The organism is Amycolatopsis sp. NPDC049252, assembly GCF_043197175.1.
In the GTDB taxonomy this organism is placed as follows: Bacteria; Actinomycetota; Actinomycetes; order Mycobacteriales; family Pseudonocardiaceae; genus Amycolatopsis.
Genome location: NZ_JBICSQ010000001.1, coordinates 75,367 through 96,016 on the forward strand (window position 1 = coordinate 75,367; position 20,650 = coordinate 96,016).

Sequence of the window (20,650 nt, forward strand, 5' to 3'; positions counted from 1 at the left end):
TTACTTGACGGCCGACTAGCAATGACTTACCTTCGGCATTGCTTGTCGGCCGACAAGCAATGCATCCACAGCTTACCTCGGGGGTTCCCCATGACCACAACCGCGCCAGCGCGTGCCGCGAGCCGCTGGCTCGCGCTCGCCGCGCTGGGCCTGGCCCAGCTCATGGTCGTGCTCGACACGACGGTCGTGAACATCGCTTTGCCCTCGGCGCAACGCGCGCTGGGGATGTCCGACACCGGCCGCCAGTGGACGATCTCCGCGTACACGCTGGCGTTCGGTGGCCTGCTCCTGCTCGGCGGGCGGATGGCCGACCGGTTCGGCCGCCGCACGACGCTGCTCGTCGGCGTCGCCGGGTTCGCCGTGGCCTCCGCGCTCGGCGGCGCGGCGCCGTCGGCCGGCTGGCTGATCGCCGCGCGCGCCGCCCAGGGCGTGTTCGCCGCTCTGCTCGCGCCGTCGACGATGTCCCTGCTGACACTCACCTTCACCGACCCGCGCGAACGCGGGAAGGCGTACGGGATCTTCAGCGCGATCATGATGTCCGGCTCCGCGCTCGGTCTCACGCTCGGCGGCGCGCTGACCGAGTTCCTCGACTGGCGCTGGTCGCTGTACATTAACGTGCCCCTCGCCGTGGTCGCCGGGCTGGGCGCCTGGTTCGCCGTGCCGGCCACGGCCGGGCACCGCGAAACGAAGCTGGACTGGACCAGTGCGGCACTCAGCTGCGGCGGGGTCGTCGTACTCGTGCACGCGCTGTCCGAAGCGGCCACGTCCGGCTGGAACTCGTTGACCGTACTGGGTTTTCTCGCGTTGGCGGTGGCGCTGCTCGGCGCGTTCGTCGTCCGGCAGGCCCGGCACCCGCACCCGCTGCTGCCGCTCGCGGTGGTGCGCGACCGCGCCCGCGCCGTCGCGTACCTGACCGTCGGGACGGCGTCGTTCGGCGCGTTCGGGATGTTCCTGTTCCTGACTTACCAGCTGCAGGTGGTGATGGGGTACGGCGCGCTCGCCGCGGCGCTGGCGTTCCTGCCGACGCTGGGCGCGAACCTCTTCGCGTCGGCCCAGCTGTCCGGACGGCTCCTGGCGCGGTTCGGCCCGCGTCCGCTGCTGGCGGGCGGGCTGCTCGTGCTCGCCTGCGGGCTGCTGCTGGCCGTCCGGCTGACGCCGGACGCCTCGTACGCCGCGGTGATCCTGCCGATGCAGCTGCTGCTGGGCCTCGGCGCCGGGCTGTGCATGCCGGTGGTGCTGAACGTCGCGACCCGGGACGTCGGCGCGCGGGACGCGGGGGCCGCGTCGGCGTTCGTCACGACGTCACAGCAGGTCGGCGCGTCCCTGGGGACGGCGACGCTGAACACGATCGCCACCGCGGCGGCAGCCGGGCTGACCACGTCGGCGGCGATCGTCCACGGTTACACGACGGCTGCGGCCTGGGCGGCGGCCCTGGTCGCCACGGCCGCCCTCGCCGCCCTCCTGCTGCTCCCGCGCGGCACCCGCTGAAAGCCGTGAATGGCCCATTGAGGGACTCTAAGTCCCTCAATGGGCCATTCACGGCACTTCGGGTCAGGCTGCGGCGACGCCCTGGGGGCCACGCGCGGTGTGCGTCACGTGGCCGCCGCGCTCGGCGACCCACGCCAGCGCCGCGTCGGCCCGCTCGCCGCGGACACCCAGGCGGAACCGGCCCACCGGGGTGTCGCCGATCCGGGTCAGGCCGCCGCCGATGGTGGCGAACTCGACGTCGAAGCGGCCCGCGGCCTCGGGCAGCAGCGCACCGACCGACGCGAAGCCGACCAGCACGACGTCGACCGAGCGGTCGTAGCGCGACGCCTGCGAGCGGGTCGTCTCGATGGCCGGCAGCAGCGCCTGCGCGGTGCGGCTCGTCGGGTCAGAAACCAGGTCGAGGACGGTGCCGCGCTCGACGACGGTGCCGTCTTCGAGCACCGCGACGTCGTCGCAGACGCGGCGGACGACGCTCGCGTCCGGCGTCGTGACCACGATGGTGACGCCCAGCTCGGCGCGCGCCCGGTCGAGGACGGTCAGCACGGCGCCGGCCTCCTCCGGGTCGATGCCGGCGGTCGGGTCGTCGGCGAGCAGCACCGCGGGGGCCGCGGCCAGCGCCTTCGCCACGGCGACGCGACGGAGCTGCCCGGCGGTCAGCTCGCCCGGACGCTGCGCGGCGCGCGGGGTCAGGCCGACGAGGTCGAGCAGCGAGCCGACCTTGCTGCGGCGCTGCGGGCCGTCGACGCCGAGCTGCTCCAGCGGGGAGGCGATGTTGCCGGCGATGGTCCGCTCGGCGATCAGCTCCGGCTTGGTGCCAACAACGCCGAGCTGGCGGCGGATCTCGCGCAGCCGCCGGCCGTCGAGGGTGCCGGTGTTGAGGCCGTCGAGCCGGACGACACCGCGGTCGGGCCGCTCCTGGAGCGCGATGCACCGGGCGAGGACGGACTTGCCGGACCCGGCCGGGCCGACCACGCCGAACAGTGAGCCGGCCTGGACGTCGACGCTCACGTCGCGCAGCGCGACGACCGGATTTCCGTTGAGGGCAAAGGACTTGGACAGGTTTTCGACGGTGATCACGAAGGCTCCAGAAAACGGGGCGCGTTGCTGTACGCGTCCGGCCGCAAGCGAGTGTCCGTCCTCTATGGACGGTGCATGAAGAAGAGGTGTGACGGGTCGATCAAGCTCAGTTGGAGCGTCGACATGCGGTCACGGAGCGGCGACCCTCGTCGACTACGCGGCGTTTGGTCAGCAGCAGCGGGCGAGCAACCCTCTTCATCGGGACGGCCTCCATCGGTCCTGGCGGTAGCACCTGCCCTGCGGAGGGTGGTTGCTGCGACTTCGGCGAGCCAGGTCTCTCAGTCGCTCGGGATGGACGTATTGAGTAAAACCGATCCCGAGGAGCGAAAGCAAGCCTGCTGGGCCAGATCACACGACTGGAGGTGTCCGAATCGCGGGATCAGCACCACGGAGGGCGTATTTTCACGCGGCCGCGACGCGACCCGTGTGGACGCGTCAGCGAACGGCGGCGAGCCGGGCGAAGGCGTGCACGTCCAGCTGCTCGCCGCGGGTCTTCGGGTCGATACCGGCGGCGACCAGCAGTTCGCCGGCCCGCTCGGCCGACCCCGCCCAGCCGGCGAGCGCGGCGCGGAGGGTCTTCCTGCGTTGTGAGAACGCGGCGTCCACGAGGCCGAACAGCCGATCCCGGTCCTCGGACGCCGGCGCGTCACCGCGCTCGAAGGCGACGAGCGCCGAGTCGACGTTCGGCACCGGCCAGAACACCGAGCGTGGCACGGCGGCGACCTTGCGTGCCGGGCCGTACCAGGCGAGCTTGACGCTCGGGACGCCGTAGATCCGGCTGCCCGGGCCCGCGGCCATCCGGTCGGCGACCTCGGTCTGGACCATCACGAGCCCGGACCTGAGGGAGGGCAGTTCGGCGAGCAGGTGCAGCACCACCGGCACGGCGACGTTGTAGGGCAGGTTGGCCACGAGCGAAGTGGGCTCGACGGGCAGGTCGCCGCTCGCGACGCGCATGGCGTCGGCCTCGACGACGTCCAGCCGCCCCGCGACATCCGGCCCGCGCTCGGCGACGGTCTTCGGAAGGCGTTCGGCGAGCTTGGGATCGATCTCGACGGCCACGACCCGCGCCCCGGCGGCGAGCAGCCCGAGGGTCAGGGAGCCGAGCCCGGGCCCGACCTCGAGCACGACATCGTCCGGCCCGACGTGCGCGAGCTCGACGATCCGCCGGACGGTGTTGGGATCGTGCACGAAGTTCTGCCCGAGCTTCTTCGTCGGCCGCACGTCGAGCTCGGCCGCCAGCCCGCGGATCTCGGCAGGTCCCAGCAGTTCAACCACCGGGTGAGCTTACCCAGCGTGGTCCGGCAACCCCGCACGCCCGCCCGGAGGCATCGACCACGCACCCGGCCAGTCGACTCACGTACCCAGAGGGTCGACTCGCGTGTTTGAGCAGTCGACCTACGTGATCAGACCCGTGACTCACGTGCTTGGAGGCGGAACTCGCGTGATCAGGCGGGTATCTCGCGTGATTGGGCGGGCATCGCCGTGATGACTCGGCAGACACGCGTGATGCCCTTGGGACACGTGTGATGCCCCGGGGATCACGGGTGATGCCTCGTCCCGCACGCGAACCGGCCCCCGCCGGGAGGCGGGGGCCGTTTCGGGAAGAAAGAAAAATCAGGCCTTCTTGCCGCAGACCGGCCAGGCGCTGTAGCTGCCGCCGCGTCCGGCCTTGACCTTCTCGGCGATCGCGATCTGCTCTTCACGCGAAGCCTGGCTCGGCAGCGCGGCGTACTGGGAACCGCCGTAGGCGTTCCAGGTCTGCTTGTCGAACTGCAGGCCGCCGTAGTAGCCGTTGCCGGTGTTGATGGCCCAGTTGCCGCCCGACTCGCACTGCGCGATGCGGTCCCACGCGGAACCGTCGCCGATGTCCGGGGTCGCGGCCTTCTTGGTGCCGACGTGGATGATCTTCGGCTTGGCCGGAGTGATCACCTGCTCCGACATCGACTGGCGCGAGACCTCTTTGCCGTTCTTCTGCGTGACCTTGTAGGTCACCATCTTCTCGCCCGGCGTGCCCGGGTCCTCGACCTGGGTCTTGCCCTTGTCGAGGTCCGGGTCGTCGACCTTCTGCTCGGGCGGGTCGATGGTCTCCTTCTGGTTCACCATCGACACGCCGGTCCGGCTGATGTGGACCTCGGCGCCGTCGGTCAGCTTGACGTCCAGGCCGCCCTCGGCCGCGTCCTCCGGGCCCAGGGTGAGCTTGTACTCGCCCAGGAACTCCTTCGTCGTGACCGCGGTCGTGGTGACCTGCTTCGGCTCGTTCGCGCCGTCGTAGAGCGTGATGTGCTTGAGGGTCTTGATCTGGACGGTCGCGCCGTCGAGCGGCAGTTCGCCGTCCTTCGGCATCGACATCCAGGTGCCGGCCTCTTCGGCCTGCTTCATGCCGAGCTGGGTGAGCGCGTCACCGAGGTGCGTCGCGCGGACCCACGAGGTGTGCTCCGCGCCGTCGACGACCAGCTTCAGCTGGCGGCCGCGCTCGAGCTTGATGACGCCGCCGTCGCCGACCTCGGCCTGCGGGGACGGGGAGAGCGAGTCGTGCGCGCCGACGGACAGGCCCGCGTCCTCCAGCACTTCGCCGACGGTGTCGCCGAACGAGTGCACGGTGGTCTGCTGGCCGTCGACGTCGACGGTGACGCTCTTGTTCATCGCCAGCGCGGCCGCGCCGCCACCGGCGACGCTGATCATGACGCTGAGGACGGCGCCCTTGAGGAAGCGGCGCTTCCAGACCTTGGAGGTCGCCCGGATGCTCTCGTCCATCGCGGCCTTCTTGGCCTGCGGGGACGCGGTCCGGTCCGCCTCGAACTCGTCCGGGATGACGATCGGCGGCAGGTACGTGGTCTCCGCGTTGATGAGGCGGATCAGCTCGTCGACGTCGACGTCGATCTCGGCCATCATCGCGTCGGCGTCGGGGCCGAGCGCGGCGAGGATGTCCTGCTGCGTGATGTTCGGGTCGTCAGAAAAGTCGAGCTGGCCGTACGCGGTGTCCTCGAAGTAATTGCGGTCGAGGACGGCGGCGGAGCGTGCTCCAGCCTGTCTGCTACCTGTCACCGGGTCGTTCCCTTTCCCAAGACGCCGTTCGGGGCGGCGTCTTTACGTCTGGGCCCGCAGCCGGCGCCATCGTCACGGTCCCGGTCGTACCAACCCGGTTCCGCTTCCCCGACGTGCACTGACGTGACTGAGGGCGTAACAGCCGGCAACTGCATGGTGCAGTACCGACCGGCACGATCACGGGACAGTAACGGGTCCCGCCGGGTTGCGCAAACACCCCCCGGAGTGTCGTGATCTGAGTCACTCCATCAGGTGGGCGATCAAGGAACCCGGTTGTCGCAATGCGTTCAACCCGTTGTGACACTGGGGAGTCGGTAGATCCGCTCCGCAGTGGTCCGGACCGATTCGGCGACTTCGTGGACAGCTTCGCCCCTGAGCGCCGCGAGGTGACGGACGGTGTAAGCGGCGCCGTACGGCTCGTTCGGCCGCCCACGGAACGGGTGGGGGGTCAGAAACGGCGCGTCGGTCTCGACGAGGTAACTGTCCGGCGGGCAGAGCCGCGCCGCCTCGTGGAGGCCCTTCGCGTTCTTGAACGTGACGGTCCCCGCGAACGAAAGCACGTACCCCGCGTCGAGGCAGCGGCGCGCGATTTCCGCGTCCCCGGAAAAACAATGGAAGATTACGGCATTCGGCGCACCCTCTTCGGCCAGAATGCGCAACACGTCCTCGTGGGCCTCGCGGTCGTGGATCATCAGCGGCTTGCCCAGCCGCTTCGCGAGGTCGATGTGCCAGCGGAACGCCTCCTGCTGGGCGTCGTGCGGTGAGTAGTCCCAGTAGTAGTCGAGGCCGGTCTCGCCGACCGCGACGACGCGCTCGGCCGACGCCAGGCGCTCCACTTCGGACTTCTCGGCGTCGCCGAAGGCCTTGGTCCGGGTCGGGTGGATCGCGACCGCGGCCCACACCCGCCGGTCCCACGTGGCGGCCTCGGCCGCCCAGCGCGCGGACGCGAGGTCGTCCGCGACCGTCACCACGCGCGCGACGCCCGCGCGCTCGGCGCGGTCGACCATGGCCGTGACATCGGCCGCGGTGACCGCGCCGCACGCGTCGAGGTGGGTGTGCGCGTCCACCACCGATACCGGGAGCCGGTCCGGGACCGGCGGCAGCTCGCGCTTCTCGTCACCCAACTCGCGTACCTCTTACTTCGTGATCGGGGCCCACTCGGGGCCGTTCTCCCCGAGCTCCGGGTCGAGCTTCGTGAACAGCGGCGACGGCTTGGCGAGCGGGGTGCCGACCTCGATCGGCTTCGACTCCCACTTCGCCTGCTCCGACGCGTAGTCACCGGTGAGGATCGGGTTGACCCGGCCGGCGATGTCGAGGTCCTCGACCTCCTTGAGCTCCGGCTGCGCGGCCCACACGCCGGTGCCGCCGAGGGCCTCGTGGATCTTCTGGGCCGAGTGCGGCAGAAACGGCGTCAGCAGCGTGTTGGCGTCGCTGACGACCTGCAGCGCCGTGTGCAGCACGCTGTCCCGGCGGGCCGGATCGTCCTTGAGCTTCCACGGCTCCTGGTCCGACAGGTACTTGTTCGCCGCCGTGACGACGCGCATCGCCTCGCCGGCCGCCTGCTTGAAGCGCGACCGGGCCAGGTGCCCGCCGACGGTGTCGAACGCCTTGCGCGACAGCGCCTTCAGCTCCTCGTCGGCCGGGGCCGGGGCCTCCGGGCGCGGGATCGAGCCGACGTTCTTGTGCGCCATCGAGATGGACCGGTTGACCAGGTTGCCCCACTCGTTGGCCAGCTCGAAGTTGGTCCGGCGGACGAACTCGTCCCAGGTGAAGTCGGTGTCCTGGGTCTCCGGGCCGGCGACCGAGATGAAGTACCGCAGCGTGTCCGGGCCGAAGTCGCGCAGGAAGTCCTCGACGTAGATGACGCGCCCGCGCGAGGTCGAGAACTTCGAGCCACTCATGGTGAGGAACTCGCTGGAGACGATCTCGTCCGGCAGGTGCAGCTTGCCGTACTTCCCGGGCTCGCCGCCCTTGTCACCCTCGCCGTTGTGGCCGAACAGCAGCGCCGGCCAGATCTGGGCGTGGAAGGTGATGTTGTCCTTGCCCATGAAGTAGTAGGACCGCGCGTCGGCGTTGTTCCACCACTCCTGCCACGCGTCCGGGTTCCCGGAGCGCCGCGCCCACTCGACGCTGGCCGAGAAGTACCCGATCACCGCGTCGAACCAGACGTAGAACCGCTTCATCGGCTGGTCGCGCCAGCCGTCGAGCGGGATCTTCACGCCCCAGTCGAGGTCGCGGGTGATCGGCCGGGGCCGCATGTCGTCGATCAGGTTCTTGGTGAAGTTGAGGACGTTCGGGCGCCAGTCGGTCTTGGTCGAGAGCCAGTCGCCGAGAGTCTTGGTGAACGCCGGGAGGTCGAGGAAGTAGTGCTCGGTCTCCACGAACTTCGGCGTCTCGCCGTTGATCCGCGACTTGGGGTTGATCAGCTCCGCGGCGTCGAGCTGGTTGCCGCAGTTGTCGCACTGGTCGCCGCGCGCGCCGTCGTACCCGCAGATCGGGCAGGTGCCCTCGACGTAGCGGTCGGGCAGCGTGCGGCCGGTGGACGGGCTGATCGCGCCGCGCGTGGTCTTCGGCACGACGTAGCCGTTGCGGTGCAGCGCCAGGAAGATCTGCTGCGTCACGTCGGCGTGGTTGCCGGTGGTGGTCCGCGTGAACAGGTCGTAGGACAGGCCGAGGCCCTGCAGGTCGTTGCCGATCTGGCGGGTGTACTTGTCGGCGGTCTGCTGGGAGGTGAGGCCTTCCTTGTCGGCCTGGACGGTGATCGGCGTGCCGTGCTCGTCCGTGCCGGACACCATGAGCACCCGGTTGCCGGCCATTCGCTGGTAGCGGGAGAAGACGTCGGACGGGACGCCGAATCCGGACACGTGGCCGATGTGGCGGGGGCCGTTGGCGTAGGGCCAGGCCACCGCAGTCAACACTGGGGTGCTCATACCTTATTAGCCTACGGATGCCGTCCAAGGCATTGGTGGGCGGGACGCGGACGCGTCACCGGAACCGGGGGCGGCGCCCGCCCGAGGTGAAAACGCCTGATCAACCGGTGTGGTGTAACTGCGGGTCGGCCTCCGGCGACGTATGGTGTGCTCTCATCCAACGCGCCGGGGGCGGACTGTGACGGAGCCGGAAGCCGAACTCGGCATCTCGCTGTCCCACCGCGAGCGCGTGACGGACTGGCAGGCCGTGCGCGGCACGCAGGCCCGGTTCGTCTCGGTGACGATCAGCGAGAACGTCAACTGGACCAGCCTGGCCGCGGAGCGGAGCCTGCACGACGCCCAGGAGGCGGGCCTGCACGTCGGCGGCCGGCATTACGCGCGGCCCGGCGCGGTGCACGACCAGGCCGACCACTTCGTGCGCACCGCGAGCCGGCTCGGCGCGTTCTCGCCCGGCTCGCTGGCGCCGGCGCTCGAGGTGGCGGCGCCGAGCGTCGACGACCGGTTCATCAAGGCGTGGATCAAGCACGTCCGGCACGCGGCGCGGATCGAGCGCGTGCTGATCTACGCCGACCACGACTGCTGGCAGCACCGGCTGCACCCGGACCGCTGGGCCGACTCCGAGGTGGTGCTGTGGCTGATCCGCCACAACGGCATCCCGGGCCGGGCCGGCTGGTTCCACTCGCGGCTCGGCGTGCACCAGCACGCGTGCGCGCCGGACGTGCCAGGCATCGCCGGGCCGGTCGAGCAGAACGCCGTCGTGTATCCGTTCACATTGGGCGACCTTTTGCTGTAGGCCCGGTGACAATGTGCCCATGCGCGTGACCAGCAGGGCACTTCGGACGAACGTGACGCCGTCGCGCGCGCTGCTGGTGCTGACGGCCTTCGCGCGCTCCCGCGGGCTGCCGCCGCCGGCGATGCTGTCGGGCGAGTGGTTCGGGTCACGGGCGGTGATCGCGCCCTCGCTTCAGGTGTCTCCCGGGCCCGTGACCTGGCCCGCGCCGGTGGACGCCCCGGCGGGCGTGCTCGGCGGCGGCTGGTTCGGGTACCTGTCGTACGACTCGGCGGACCCGTCGCGGCGATCGGGTGCGCTGCCGCCGTCGGCGTGGGGCTGGGCGGACCACGTGCTGCGGTGGTCCGCCTCCGGCGAGTGCTACCTGGAGTCCCTGGACGGCGGCGGGCCGTCGGTGTCCACAATGGAGTCCCGGCTGGCCGCGCCCGCTCCGCCGCTCTCCTGGGCGGCGGGACCGCTCCGGCGTCCGCTGCCTTCGGAACACCGGGACGCGGTGAAGGCGTGCGTGCACGCGATCGAGGCCGGGGAGCTGTTCCAGGCGAACATCTGCAGCCGTTTCACGGGGTCTTTCTCGGGGTCCCCGGCTGCGCTGTTCGCCGCCGGGGTGTCCACTTTGGCCCCCCGCCGCGCGGCCTTCCTGGCGGGCGGCTGGGGATCGGTGGTCTCGTTCTCGCCGGAGCTGTTCCTGGCCCGCTACGGCCGTTCGGTGCGGTCGACGCCGATCAAGGGAACGCTCCCCCGGCGCGGACCCGCGGACGACGGCAACGCGGTTCTGCTGCGTCAGTCCGCAAAGGACGTCGCGGAGAACGTGATGATCACGGACCTGGTGCGCAACGACCTCGGCCGGGTGTGCGAGGTGGGTTCGGTGACGGTGCCGTCGCTGCTGCGGGTGCGCCCGGCGCCGGGGGTGTGGCACCTGGAGTCGACGGTTTCGGGAGTGCTGGGCCCTTCGGTGTCCGACGCTTCGCTGCTGGCCGCGACGTTCCCGCCGGGTTCGGTGACGGGCGCGCCCAAGATCCGGGCGCTGGACCTGATCGCCGCGCTGGAGCCGTGCGGCCGCGGTGTCTACACGGGAGCGATCGGGCTGGTCTCCCCGGCGGCGGGGCTGGAGCTGAACGTCGCGATCCGCACGTTCGAGATCGCCGCGGGCGCGATTTCCCTGGGCGTCGGCGGCGGCATCACGGCGGATTCGGACCCGGAGGCGGAGTGGCAGGAGTGCCTCCACAAGGCGGCGCCGCTGGAGGCACTCCTGGCCGGCCCGCTACTTGGCGGGGTCGAGCAGTAGCTTGCCGACCGTGCCGCGCGAGCGCAGCGCCTCGTGCGCGCCGCGGGCGTCGGACAGCGAGTACTCGCCGCCCGGGATCGCCTTGAGCTTGCCGGCGAGGACGAGGTCGAACAGCTCGGTCAGCGCCGTGCCGAAGACGTTGCCCGGCAGGCGGAAGACGTGCGGCAGCCACATGCCGCTGATCGTGGTGCTGTGGCCGAGGACGTTGCGCAGGTCGACCGGCTTCGGCGATTCGCGCCCGGCCATGCCGTAGAACGCCAGCCGGCCGAACGCCGCCAGCGCGGCGATGCTCTGGTCGGTCGTCTTGCCGCCGACCATGTCGAGCACGACGTCAACCCGGCGGCCGCCGTTGGCCTCGAGCAGCGTCGCCGTCATGTCCCCGGCGCGCGAGTCGACCGCGACGTCGGCGCCGAGCTCCATGGCGAGCGCGCGCTTCTCGTCGTTGCTGGCGGTGGCGATGACGCGGCCCGCGCCCCACGCCTTGGCGAGCTGCACGGCGATCGTCCCGACCCCGCCGGCGGCCGCGTGCACGACGACGGACTCGCCCGGCTCGAGGTGGGCGTTCTTGCGGAGCAGCACCCACGCGGTCGCGCCCTGGACCAGCATGGACAGCGCGGTCAGGTCGTCGATGCCGTCGGGCACCGGGAAGGTGGTCGCCTCGGGCGCGGCGGCCTTCTCGGCGTACCCGCCACCGCCGTTGAGCAGCGCGACGACACGCTTGCCCTCGCTCGTGCGCCCGACGACCTCACCACCGGGCACGAGCGGCAGCTTCGACGGCGCGAGGTAGGAGTTCTCGGCCTGGTGGGTGTCGGCGTAGTTGACCCCGATCCGGTCGACGTCGATCAGCACCTCACCGGGCCCGGCGACGGGATCCGGCAGTTCGACCGGCGTGAGCACCTCGGGCCCGCCGAACTCGGTCACCTGCACTGCACGCATGCTGCCGTCCCTCCTGGCTGTTCACTGCTCGATGTGAGACATTCTGACATATGTCTCACTCGGCGGCGTTCGACCTGGCCCGCGACTGGTTCCTGGCCGGTCGGCGCGTGGACATGGGCGAACTGGCCGAGGCGCTGTCGATCAGCCGCGCGACGCTGCACCGGCGGGTGGGGTCGCGGGACCTCCTGCTCGGGGAGATCCTGTGGTCCCTGTCTTCGGCGTCGATCGCCCGGTTGTGGCCTACGTGCGCAGGCCGCGGGGCGGCCGGGGTCGCCGACTTCGTGAGCGGGTACGTCCGGTTCGCGAACGACTCACCGCCGTTCCGGGACTTCCTGCGCCGGGAACCTGAGCGGGCGCTGCGGCTTTTGACGACGCGAGCGAGCGTGTGCCAGCGGCGGACGACGGCAGAGCTGGAGTCGCTGCTGTCCGGGGAGGTCACGGCAGGGCGGCTGGTGCCGCCGCTGCCGGTGCCGGATCTGGCCTACCTCCTGGTGCGGATCGGCGAGTCGTTCGTCTACACGGACGTGATCACCGGGGATGCGCCCGATGCCGCGAAGGCGCACGCCGCGGTGACCGCCTTGCTGACCTAGGGGTGGTCGAGGATGGCGTCGACGGTGATGTGCGGCTGGTCGAGCACACCGCTGTAGACCCGGACACCGCGCAGGTCGCCGTACCAGTAGCCGCTGTCCTGACCGTTGAAGCGGCCACGCCCGAGGAAGAGGTCCTCGAGGTCGCTCGCGCCGTTCCAGCCGGTGACGTTGCCGACGCACTCCGGGCTGAACTGGAACCCGTCCGTCGTCGCGTACAGGCACGCCTGGTGCGTCACGGCGTCGTACGTCCCGGCGAGGTGGGTCCAGACGCCCGGCTCGGCGTCCCCGTCCGCCGTCACCTGGGTCGTCCCCAGCGTCCAGCTCCACCTGGGCTGCCACGCGCCGTTCGCGTCCTGCGCGCCGCGGTAGCCCAGGAGGTACGGCGAGGTCGACGCGCTGTTCGCCCCGAGCGCCGTGCGGCCGGCCTTGTCCACGCCCGCGGGGTCGGCCGGGTCGCGCTGCTTCTCCCGTTCGACGTCCGCCGCGGTCCAGGTGTGCTTGACCCAGGCTTCGGCGGTGAAGCTCCGGTCGCTGCGGAAGTTCTGCGGGCGCGGCCCTTCGACCTGGGCGGCGCCGTCGAACGGGAAGCGGGCGACGTTCGCGCCCTCGTCGTCGGTCGTCAGCTGGAAGCTGCCGCCCGGGGTGGCCGTGACGCCGCTGACGGCGTCCGTCGTGGTGCCGTCGAGCTGGTAGTTCGCCCGCAGCACGGCGGTGTTGGCGAGGCCGGCCACCTCGGCGGCCGGCACCGCGCGGTCCCACACCTGGACCTGGTCGATCGAGCCGGCGAAGGCACCGATCCGGAACGGGCCGGTCGACCGCCACGTGGTGCCGGCCGGGATCGTCGTTTCCGCGGCGAGCGTGCCGTTGACGTACAGCCGTTCCTTGCCCGCGAGCACGTCGTGGACGCCCGTCAGGTGGGTCCACTTGCCGAGGTGCGGGGTGATGGACGTCTTCGCCCAGCGCCAGCGGCCCCCGGTGGTGCTCAGCCCGAACTCGAGGCTGTCGGACGTGGCACCGAGGCTGAACGCGTCGCCGGAAGCGCCGCCCTGGGCGGCGAAGGTGTAGCAGCCGGGCTTGTCCAGCTTCACCCAGGCCGAAACCGCCAGGCCTCCCGCGGTGTCCACCACCGGGGACGACGTCGCCGCGCCGGTACCCGCCAGCGCCTGGCCCCGGCCGTGGCCGATCGAGTCGTCGGTCGCGGACCGGCCCGGCGAATCCGAGTAGCCCGGACCGTAGGCGAGGTTCGCCCCGGTCAACGTGCCGTCGGCGCCGGTGGCGTCGGCCGTGTCACCGTCCAATGTGTACTCGCGGGTGGCGGAAAGTCCCGCCGGGACGCCGTTCTGGCTGTAGAGCGTGGTGACGTCGGCGGCGGACAAGGCGCGTCCGAAGGCCGCCACCTCGTCGATCGACCCGTGGAACAGGTCCGCCCTCGCTCCCGCTGCCAGGCCGCCGCCGAGGACCAGCGGGCCTGCCCCACCCGAAGCTGTGGCCGGAACCGTCTGCTGGGCCTGGCCGTCGACGTACAGCGTCGCCGTGTGCGCCGCCGCGTCGTAGACCCCGGCGAGGTGCGTCCAGACGCCCGTCGCCGGAGCCGCCGTCGAGACCGCCGACCGCACGACCGGGTTCGCGACGTCCGAGCCGCTCAGGCTGAACGCCCACTTGCCGGTTTCCAGGTACTGCAGGGCGAATCCGCTCGTCCGGGCACCGTCCTGGGACAGCACCACCCGCCGCTCACCCAGGTCGGCCGCGTTGACCCACGTCGATACCGAGAACGACTTGCCGAGGTCCAGGACCCGCGCGCTCGTCGCCAGGTAGTCGCCGGGCAGGCCGCTCACGGGCACCGCCTGACCGAGCTTGCCCGGCGCGAAGGGGGCCGAACCGGCACCCGCGTAGCGCAGGCCGGCGAACTGCGAGCGGCCGTCGCCCTCGAACTGCCACGCGGCCACCGGAGCCGCGGCGTCCTTGACCGAGAAGGAGTAGTCGGTCCGCGCCGACGGTGTCTTCGCGCTGTCGCACGCCCACGCGCTCAGCACGTGCGAGCCCGAACTGGCGGGTGCGATGGCCGCGGTGGCGGCACCGCCCGGCACCTTCGGCTGCACCGTGCCGGCCTCGACGCCGTCGCAGCTCGGCGAGACCGCGTTGTCCAGTCGCCAGACGTAGTGGCCGACCGGGGACCCGGTGCCGGCCGGCGTGAACGTGAAGTCACCGGGCACGCCCGGGCCGCCGCCGAACGCGCCGGCCGGGTAGGTCGACGAGGAGACCGCGGGCGCGCCGGGTGCCGCCGCGAGGGTCGCCGCCTCGGCCGAGGCCGGACGCACGACGGCCGTGGCGGGGATGATCCCCAACGCCACGGCCGGTACCAGGACGGCGACACCGGTTCTGAATCTCGGCCTGGAATAACGCACGACAGCAGACACGCGAAAGACCCCTCACTCCGCGGCCGGACATTCCGGGCCGCGCCCACGGGGAACGATCGCCGATGATCGACTCCGGCGGTAGCGGCCGAACGGCTCAATCTTGATCTCACCCGCCACAAGCTCCGCAAAAAGAACATTTGACCCGAAGTGAACGGCGGCGGTTCGGCGCAGTGCTCACCGGCCCGGAGCACGTCACCCGGGCGGCCGCGATGCGCGGATCCTTGCCGCCTGAGCTCGGGCTTCGACGGCCTCCGCCGCCGCACGGCGGCGGTCCTCCGGGAAGATCACCAACGGCGCCGGCGCCTCCAGGGCTTCCGCGATCCGCTCCCGCCAGGCGGCGAGGTCTCCGCCGCCGGGCTTCTCGTCCCGCACCTTCCCCAGTGCGCGCAACGCGGCACGCAGCTCAGGCGAAATGGGCGAAGACACCGGCTCAGGACTTCCGCGCCGCCAGGACCGCGTCGTACAGCTCCTTTTTGGACACTCCCGTGGCCTCCGCGACCTCCGCCGCGGCGGACTTCAACCGCTCGCCCGAGGCCACGCGATCAGCCACCTCCGCGACGAGGTCCGCCACCGAGACCGAGCGCGGCTCGGCGCCCGAGAGGACCACCGTGATCTCGCCGCGCACGCCCTCCTCGGCCCACGCGGCCAACGACGAGAGAGACCCCCGCTTCACCTCTTCGTACGTCTTCGTCAGCTCGCGGCACACCGCCGCCCGGCGGTCCGTGCCCAGCACCGATACCGCGTCCGCCAGCAACGAGGCCAGCCGGTGCGGGGACTCGAAGAACACCACCGTGCGCGGCTCGGAGACCAACGTCGACAACCACTTGGAACGCTCGCCCGGCTTGCGCGGCGCGAACCCCTCGAAGCAGAAGCGGTCGCACGGCAAACCGGACAGGGCGAGCGCCGTCGTCACCGCCGACGGGCCGGGCAGGCACGTCACCGGGATCGAAGCTTCGACGCACGCCGCCACCAGGCGGAAGCCCGGATCGGACACACTGGGCATACCGGCGTCCGTCACGAGCACCACCGTCTCGCCCGCGCGTAACGATTCGAGCAACTTGGGCAGGCGGGCCGTCTCGACGTCTTCGTAGAAACTCACCACGCGGCCGCGTGGGGTGACCTCCAGCGCCGCGGCCAGCGAGCGGAACCGGCGGGTGTCCTCAGCGGCCACGACGTCGGCGTCGGCCAGTGCCTCGGCCAGGCGCGGCGAGGCGTCGCGGACGTCGCCGAGCGGGGTAGCGGCCAGGACCAGGCGGCCGGTTGTCACCGATGAGCTCACCGGGCCAGCCTAGGCTGGTCAGCCGATCCGGACGACGCACGCCCTGTCCCGCCCGTAGGATCGCCCCGTGACCGCCGTGCTGACCCGTCCCGACGACGAAAGCGTCCGGCCGGGCCCGGCCGAGGCGCTCCGGCCGCCGACCGACCGCGAGACGACCCTGCTCGGCCGCGGCATGCCGGACGACCGGCTGCGCGCCTGGGTCGTGACCCTCGTGCTCACCGTGATCGGCGGCATCGTCCGGCTGCAGAACCTCGGCAGCCCGACGGACAAGGGCAGCCCGGTCTTCGACGAGAAGCACTACGTCCCGCAGGCGTGGCAGGTGCTGCGCAACGGCGGTTACGAGGACAACTACGGCTACGAGCTGGTCGTCCACCCGCCGCTGGCGAAGCAGCTGATCGCGATCGGCGAGTGGCTGTTCGGCTACAACGGCTGGGGCTGGCGGATCATGCCCGCGCTGGCCGGCACGCTCATCATCTTCCTGACCATCCGCATCGCCCGCCGGCTGACCCGCTCGACGCTGCTCGGCGCCATCGCCGGCATCCTCGTGATCAGCGACGGCGTCCTGCACCTGCAGTCGCGGATGGGCATGCTCGACATCTTCATCGCGCTGTTCGTGCTCGCCGCGTTCGCCTGCCTGCTCGTCGACCGCGACCAGGTGCGCACCCGGCTCGCGACGGCCGTGCGCGAGGGCTGGGTCAACGAGTCGGTGTGGGGGCCCAAGCTCGGCTTCCGCTGGTGGCGGTTCGCGACCGGGCTGATGATCGGGCTCACCTTCGGCGTCAAGTGGTCGGCGCTGTACTACATCGTCGCGTTCGGGCTGCTGTGCGTCGGCTTCGACGTCGCGGCGCGGCGCGCGGCCGGCGTCGAGCGGCCCTGGCTGGGCACGATCCGCCGGGACGTGGCGCCCGCGCTGTGGGCGATCCTGCTCATCCCGCTCGTGATGTACCTCGGCGCGTACTGGGCGTGGTTCGCCAGCGAAACGGCGACCGACCGGCACTACACCGAGATCAAGGACATCGCGCCCGGCGTCTGGGGCTGGGTCCCGGCGTCGCTGCGCTCGCTCGGCGACTACTCGGCGAACGTCCTGCACTTCCACGAAACCCTGGTCACGCCCAAGGACAACCCGCACCCGTGGGAGTCGAAACCCTGGACGTGGCCGATGGGCCTGCGCCCGATGCTCTACAGCTACGACGGCGACGTGACCGGCTGCGGCGAGTCCCGTTGCGTCAGCGCGACGATGCTGATCGGGACGCCGGCGATGTGGTGGCTGGCCATCCCGATGCTCGCGTGGTCGGCGTGGCGCTCGATCTTCCGCGCGGACTGGCGCTACGCCGCCGTGCTGGTCGGCTACCTCGGCGGGTACGTCTTCTGGTACACGAACATCGACCGGCAGATGTACTTCTTCTACGCGACGCCGCTGGCCGCGTTCCTCGTGCTCGGGTTGACGTTGTGCCTGGGCCAGATCCTGGGCAGCGCGAAACGCGGGTTCGAAAGACACGGGACCGGTCTGCTCGTCGTCAGCCTGTACGTCGGGCTCGTGGTGGCGAACTTCGCCTGGCTGTGGCCGATCCTGAACGGCATCGCGATCACGAACGGCCACTGGGAGGCCGAGCGCTGGCTGCCGTCCTGGCGGTAGCGCTCAGCCCGCGAAGTACGCCCTCGGCGTGACGCCGACCGCGCGCCGGAACGCGGCGACGAACGCGCTCGCCGAGCTGTAGCCGACGCGGTGCGCGACCGTCTCCAGGGGCAGTTCCCGCGCCAGCAACGGCAACGCCGCACGCAGGCGCACCTGGGTGCGCCACGTCCCGAACGGCATCCGGCACTCGCGGACGAAGATCCGCGCCAGCGTGCGCTCGGCCGCGCCGACGGCCCGGCCGAACTCGGCGAGGCCGCGCGGGTCGGCCGGGTCGGCCAGCAGCGCGGCCTCGACGTCCCGGGCTCGCGGGTCGGCGGGCGACGGCACGACGATCGGCACGACGTCGAACGGTTCCAGCAGGTCGAAGGCCACGGCTTCGGCGCGCAGCCGGGCGTCCGGGGCCACGCCGTCACCGGTCAGGTACTCCAGCAGCTCGTGCAGCAGCGGCCGCACGGCGACCAGTCGCGGCTCGGGCCAGGACACCGGGCTGCGGTCCGGGTGCGCGTAGATCCCGCGCAGCGCCGCCCGCCCGAGCGCGCCGGTCCGGTGCCGGACGCCGGCGGGCATCCACAGGGCACGCGTCGGCGGCAGGACCCAGCCCGCGTCACCCACCTTGACCGCGATGACGCCGCCGGCGGCCCAGACGAGCTGGTGCATCTCGTGCCGGTGCCACGGGAACCAGGTGCTCGCGGGCAGCGGCACCTGGCCGAGCAGCATGGCGCGGGGTTGGCCGGTTTGCGACATCGGATGGCAGCCTATCGGCTACCGGCCAGCACCGTGCCTCCCTAACGTCGAAGCCATGCCGATGAACCTGATCCACCGCAAGATCTGCAGCTCGGAGAAGTGGGCGGCCACCGTCGAGGAGCGCCTGACGCCGTGGCTCGCAGAACGGGAACTGGGTGACGACGTCCTCGAGATCGGGCCCGGGTTCGGCGCCACCACGAAGGTGCTGCTCGACGCGGTGCCGAAGCTGACGGTCCTGGAGATCGACCCCGCGTCGACCGAGCTGCTGCGCGCCAAGTACGGCGACCGCGCGGACGTCGTCGAGGGCAGCGGCGCGGAGATGCCGTTCGAGTCCGGCCGGTTCTCCGCGGTCGTCTGCTTCACGATGCTGCACCACGTGCCGACCGCCGGCCTCCAGGACGCGATCTTCGCCGAAGCCGCACGGGTCCTGCGCCCGGGCGGCACGTACTGCGGCAGCGACGGCCAGCTCAACCTGCGCTTCCGCCTGCTGCACCTCGGCGACACGATGAACGTCGTCGACGCGAGCACGTTCCCGGCCCGGCTGGCGAAGGCGGGCTTCGAGCAGGTGGACGTCCGGCTGGAGCCGAAGCAGCTGGTGATCTTCTCGGCCGTGAAGCCGGGCTAGCGGTGGTGCTGGCGGGGCACCACCCGGGTCACCGGGCCGTCCGCGGACTTGCCCGCGCGCGACAGCCAGCCCTCCACCTCACGCCGCACGGCGTTCAGCGTCGGGCGGCGGCGCGGCTCCGGGTCCAGGGACGCCGCCAGCAGCCGCGCGTGCGCGCTGCGCTGAGGCAGCCGGGTCACCGGTTCGGCCCGCGCGGCCGCCATCAGCGCCGCCATCGGGGTCTCGCGGGTGCCCCGGGGCGGCTGGCCGGACAGCGCGTAGCTGATCGTCGCCGCCAGCTGCCAGGCGTCCGACGCCGGCGACGCCGTCGCGCCCATCGCCTGCTCCGGGGCCACGAAGTCGGGCGTGCCGATCATCATGCCGGTCGCCGTCATCTTCGAATCGCCCTGGCTGCGGGCGATGCCGAAGTCGATCAGGTGGGCCAGGCCGCTCGGGTCGAGGATGACGTTCGACGGCTTGATGTCGCGGTGCAGGACGCCCTTCTCGTGCGCCGCGGCGAGCGCGCCCGCCATCGTCGCCCAGAGGCGGCCGGCCGCGATGTCGTCGAGCGGACCCTGGCCGTCGACCAGCTCGGCCAGCGGACGGCCCTCGAGGTACTCCATGACCAGCGCGAGCCCGTCCGGCTCCTCGGCCAGGTCGTACACCTTGACGCAGTTCGGGTGGCTGACCACGGCCAGCGCGCGGGCCTCGCGCTGCATGCGCTCGGCGGTGTCGCGGTCCGGCGCGTGCGCGATCTTCAGCGCGACCGTGCGGTTGAGCTGGGTGTCGACGGCCTGCCAGACCGTGCCGAAACCACCGGCGCCGAGCTGCTTGACGCGCCGGTAGCGGCTGCCGCCGGCGTTGCGCGAGCCGGGCGGGGGCGGGATCGGGCCCGGCGCCGCGGCCAGCGCACCCGCCATCGGCGGCGGCTCGGGCGCGGACGCCAGCGCCGTCTTCGGGTACGGCTTGTTGATCGGGGGCGGCGGCGGAGGCGGCGGGGTGGGCCGCGGCTGGACCTGCGACGGCGGCTGCTGCGGCGGGCGGTAGGGCTCCTGGTCGCGCCGCGGCGGCACGTCCGGCCGGTTGATCACCGACCACGGCGGCGGCCCGACCATCGCGACCGGGATCAGGCCCAGCACGCTGAACGGCAGGAACCCGAGCCAGAAGTGCAGCGCGGTGTTCGCCTCCATGCCGACGCTGAACAGCACCATCGCGACGAACGGGATCCAGAAGAACCGGGACGGCCACTTCGGACCGCGGCGGAAGGCCGTGCGCCCCTGCAGCATCACGAACAGCAGCGACCCGGCCGGCAGCACGACGAAAGCCACCAGGTACACGAAGAACGGGAGGTCGTCGGCGCCGGTGCTCTGCGAGGAAAGCACGTCGAAGACGGTCTGGCGGCCGCCCAGGTAGTTCACCTGGGAGTCGACCCAGCAGCCACCGGGCCCCTTCAGCGTCGAGACCTCGGTCGCGGACAGCCCGGACTTCTCCCCGGCGAACACCATGCGGTAGACGCCCGACACGCCGTTCGACAGCAGCCACGGCAGCACGAGCGTGCTGATCAGGCCGATCGCGCCGAACACCGACAGGGTCGTCAGGTCGTACCGGTTGCCGGTGCCCTTCCGGATGATCGAGACGACCAGCGCCCCGATCGGCGGAAGCAGCGCCACGAGCGCGCCGGCCGCACTCGTCGCCCATACCCAGTCGCCGGGGCAGAAGCCCGGGCCGAACAAGGAATGGGCCAGCGAGAGCAACGCGCTCGCGAGTCCGTTCACCGCCGGGCTCCCCTCACTGTCCGTGTTCACTTCTTACCGTCACGCGGGCATTTC

17 protein-coding genes and 1 riboswitch are annotated in these 20,650 nt (G+C 71.6%); of the genes, 6 read left to right on the top strand and 11 right to left on the bottom strand.

What is annotated here, in order from left to right:
• Nucleotides 1–90: 90 nt before the first annotated feature.
• Nucleotides 91–1,488, top strand: a complete 1,398-nt coding sequence (locus tag ACGFMK_RS00390) for a DHA2 family efflux MFS transporter permease subunit (RefSeq protein ID WP_392755654.1) — start codon at nt 91–93, stop codon at nt 1,486–1,488.
• A gap of 63 nt (nt 1,489–1,551) precedes the next feature.
• Here ACGFMK_RS00390 and ACGFMK_RS00395 read toward each other — a convergent pair whose 3' ends face one another.
• The 5 genes from ACGFMK_RS00395 to metG form a co-directional block, all read right to left on the bottom strand.
• Complete coding sequence (locus ACGFMK_RS00395) at nt 1,552–2,565, bottom strand: methionine ABC transporter ATP-binding protein (protein WP_392755657.1); 1,014 nt, start codon at nt 2,563–2,565, stop codon at nt 1,552–1,554.
• 207 nt (nt 2,566–2,772) lie between these two features.
• A riboswitch (SAM riboswitch) is annotated at nt 2,773–2,863 on the bottom strand.
• Nucleotides 2,864–3,000: 137 nt separating this feature from the next.
• Nucleotides 3,001–3,840, bottom strand: coding sequence for a 16S rRNA (adenine(1518)-N(6)/adenine(1519)-N(6))-dimethyltransferase RsmA (rsmA, locus tag ACGFMK_RS00400; RefSeq protein WP_392755660.1), 840 nt, complete (start codon nt 3,838–3,840; stop codon nt 3,001–3,003).
• A gap of 339 nt (nt 3,841–4,179) precedes the next feature.
• Complete coding sequence (locus ACGFMK_RS00405; protein WP_392755662.1) at nt 4,180–5,610, bottom strand: transglycosylase family protein; 1,431 nt, start codon at nt 5,608–5,610, stop codon at nt 4,180–4,182.
• A 287-nt stretch (nt 5,611–5,897) separates the two neighbouring features.
• On the bottom strand, nt 5,898–6,734 hold the full coding sequence (locus ACGFMK_RS00410) for a TatD family hydrolase (RefSeq protein WP_392755664.1): 837 nt from the start codon (nt 6,732–6,734) through the stop codon (nt 5,898–5,900).
• 12 nt (nt 6,735–6,746) lie between these two features.
• Nucleotides 6,747–8,540 (bottom strand): methionine--tRNA ligase, encoded by a 1,794-nt coding sequence (gene metG, locus ACGFMK_RS00415; RefSeq protein WP_392755667.1) that lies wholly within the window; start codon nt 8,538–8,540, stop codon nt 6,747–6,749.
• A gap of 178 nt (nt 8,541–8,718) precedes the next feature.
• Between metG and ACGFMK_RS00420 the strand changes: the two genes are divergently transcribed.
• Together ACGFMK_RS00420 and ACGFMK_RS00425 are read left to right on the top strand one after the other, a co-directional pair.
• Complete coding sequence (locus ACGFMK_RS00420) at nt 8,719–9,333, top strand: glycoside hydrolase family 25 protein (protein ID WP_392755670.1); 615 nt, start codon at nt 8,719–8,721, stop codon at nt 9,331–9,333.
• Between the two features lie 19 nt (nt 9,334–9,352).
• Entirely contained in the window at nt 9,353–10,615 is a 1,263-nt protein-coding gene (locus tag ACGFMK_RS00425) for an aminodeoxychorismate synthase component I (protein WP_392755672.1), read from the top strand.
• Here ACGFMK_RS00425 and ACGFMK_RS00430 read toward each other — a convergent pair.
• A complete protein-coding gene (locus tag ACGFMK_RS00430) occupies nt 10,592–11,551 on the bottom strand; it encodes a zinc-binding alcohol dehydrogenase family protein (protein WP_392755674.1) in 960 nt (319 codons plus the stop codon). The two genes, ACGFMK_RS00425 and ACGFMK_RS00430, sit on opposite strands and share 24 nt — an antisense overlap.
• Nucleotides 11,552–11,601: 50 nt before the next feature.
• Here ACGFMK_RS00430 and ACGFMK_RS00435 point away from each other — a divergent pair, with 50 nt between their 5' ends.
• Nucleotides 11,602–12,141, top strand: coding sequence for a QsdR family transcriptional regulator (locus tag ACGFMK_RS00435; protein WP_392755676.1), 540 nt, complete (start codon nt 11,602–11,604; stop codon nt 12,139–12,141).
• On the opposite strand, the gene ACGFMK_RS00440 is transcribed toward ACGFMK_RS00435, so the two are convergent.
• The 3 genes from ACGFMK_RS00440 to rsmI all read right to left on the bottom strand — a co-directional run bounded on the left by ACGFMK_RS00440 (nt 12,138) and on the right by rsmI (nt 15,825).
• Nucleotides 12,138–14,492: a LamG-like jellyroll fold domain-containing protein gene (locus ACGFMK_RS00440; RefSeq protein ID WP_392755679.1), complete on the bottom strand. Its 2,355-nt coding sequence runs from the start codon at nt 14,490–14,492 to the stop codon at nt 12,138–12,140. The genes ACGFMK_RS00435 and ACGFMK_RS00440 overlap by 4 nt on opposite strands.
• A 258-nt stretch (nt 14,493–14,750) precedes the next feature.
• On the bottom strand, nt 14,751–14,984 hold the full coding sequence (locus ACGFMK_RS00445) for a hypothetical protein (protein ID WP_392755682.1): 234 nt from the start codon (nt 14,982–14,984) through the stop codon (nt 14,751–14,753).
• A gap of 4 nt (nt 14,985–14,988) precedes the next feature.
• Nucleotides 14,989–15,825 carry a 16S rRNA (cytidine(1402)-2'-O)-methyltransferase gene (gene rsmI, locus ACGFMK_RS00450; RefSeq protein ID WP_392757525.1) on the bottom strand — a complete coding sequence of 279 codons (837 nt, stop codon included), beginning with the start codon at nt 15,823–15,825 and terminating at the stop codon, nt 14,989–14,991.
• A 79-nt stretch (nt 15,826–15,904) separates the two neighbouring features.
• Here rsmI and ACGFMK_RS00455 point away from each other — a divergent pair, with 79 nt between their 5' ends.
• The gene (locus ACGFMK_RS00455; RefSeq protein ID WP_392755685.1) at nt 15,905–17,473 is read left to right on the top strand and encodes a dolichyl-phosphate-mannose--protein mannosyltransferase; all 1,569 of its coding nucleotides are present in this window, start codon (nt 15,905–15,907) and stop codon (nt 17,471–17,473) included.
• Between the two features lie 3 nt (nt 17,474–17,476).
• On the opposite strand, the gene ACGFMK_RS00460 is transcribed toward ACGFMK_RS00455, so the two are convergent.
• Nucleotides 17,477–18,190 (bottom strand): AraC family transcriptional regulator, encoded by a 714-nt coding sequence (locus ACGFMK_RS00460; protein ID WP_392757527.1) that lies wholly within the window; start codon nt 18,188–18,190, stop codon nt 17,477–17,479.
• An 82-nt stretch (nt 18,191–18,272) separates the two neighbouring features.
• Here ACGFMK_RS00460 and ACGFMK_RS00465 point away from each other — a divergent pair, with 82 nt between their 5' ends.
• Complete coding sequence (locus tag ACGFMK_RS00465; protein ID WP_392755686.1) at nt 18,273–18,842, top strand: class I SAM-dependent methyltransferase; 570 nt, start codon at nt 18,273–18,275, stop codon at nt 18,840–18,842.
• Here ACGFMK_RS00465 and ACGFMK_RS00470 read toward each other — a convergent pair.
• Complete coding sequence (locus ACGFMK_RS00470; RefSeq protein ID WP_392755689.1) at nt 18,839–20,596, bottom strand: protein kinase; 1,758 nt, start codon at nt 20,594–20,596, stop codon at nt 18,839–18,841. The genes ACGFMK_RS00465 and ACGFMK_RS00470 overlap by 4 nt on opposite strands.
• Between the last annotated feature and the right edge of the window lie 54 nt (nt 20,597–20,650).

What these genes read in the sequence shown, in the direction of transcription:
- ACGFMK_RS00390 (WP_392755654.1), top strand. Translation starts at nt 91, where the DNA reads ATGACCACAACCGCGCCAGCGCGTGCCGCGAGCCGCTGGCTCGCGCTC.
- ACGFMK_RS00430 (WP_392755674.1), bottom strand. Translation starts at nt 11,551, where the DNA reads ATGCGTGCAGTGCAGGTGACCGAGTTCGGCGGGCCCGAGGTGCTCACG.
- metG (WP_392755667.1), bottom strand. Translation starts at nt 8,540, where the DNA reads ATGAGCACCCCAGTGTTGACTGCGGTGGCCTGGCCCTACGCCAACGGC.
- ACGFMK_RS00465 (WP_392755686.1), top strand. Translation starts at nt 18,273, where the DNA reads ATGCCGATGAACCTGATCCACCGCAAGATCTGCAGCTCGGAGAAGTGG.
- ACGFMK_RS00435 (WP_392755676.1), top strand. Translation starts at nt 11,602, where the DNA reads ATGTCTCACTCGGCGGCGTTCGACCTGGCCCGCGACTGGTTCCTGGCC.
- ACGFMK_RS00460 (WP_392757527.1), bottom strand. Translation starts at nt 18,190, where the DNA reads ATGCTGCTCGGCCAGGTGCCGCTGCCCGCGAGCACCTGGTTCCCGTGG.
- ACGFMK_RS00425 (WP_392755672.1), top strand. Translation starts at nt 9,353, where the DNA reads ATGCGCGTGACCAGCAGGGCACTTCGGACGAACGTGACGCCGTCGCGC.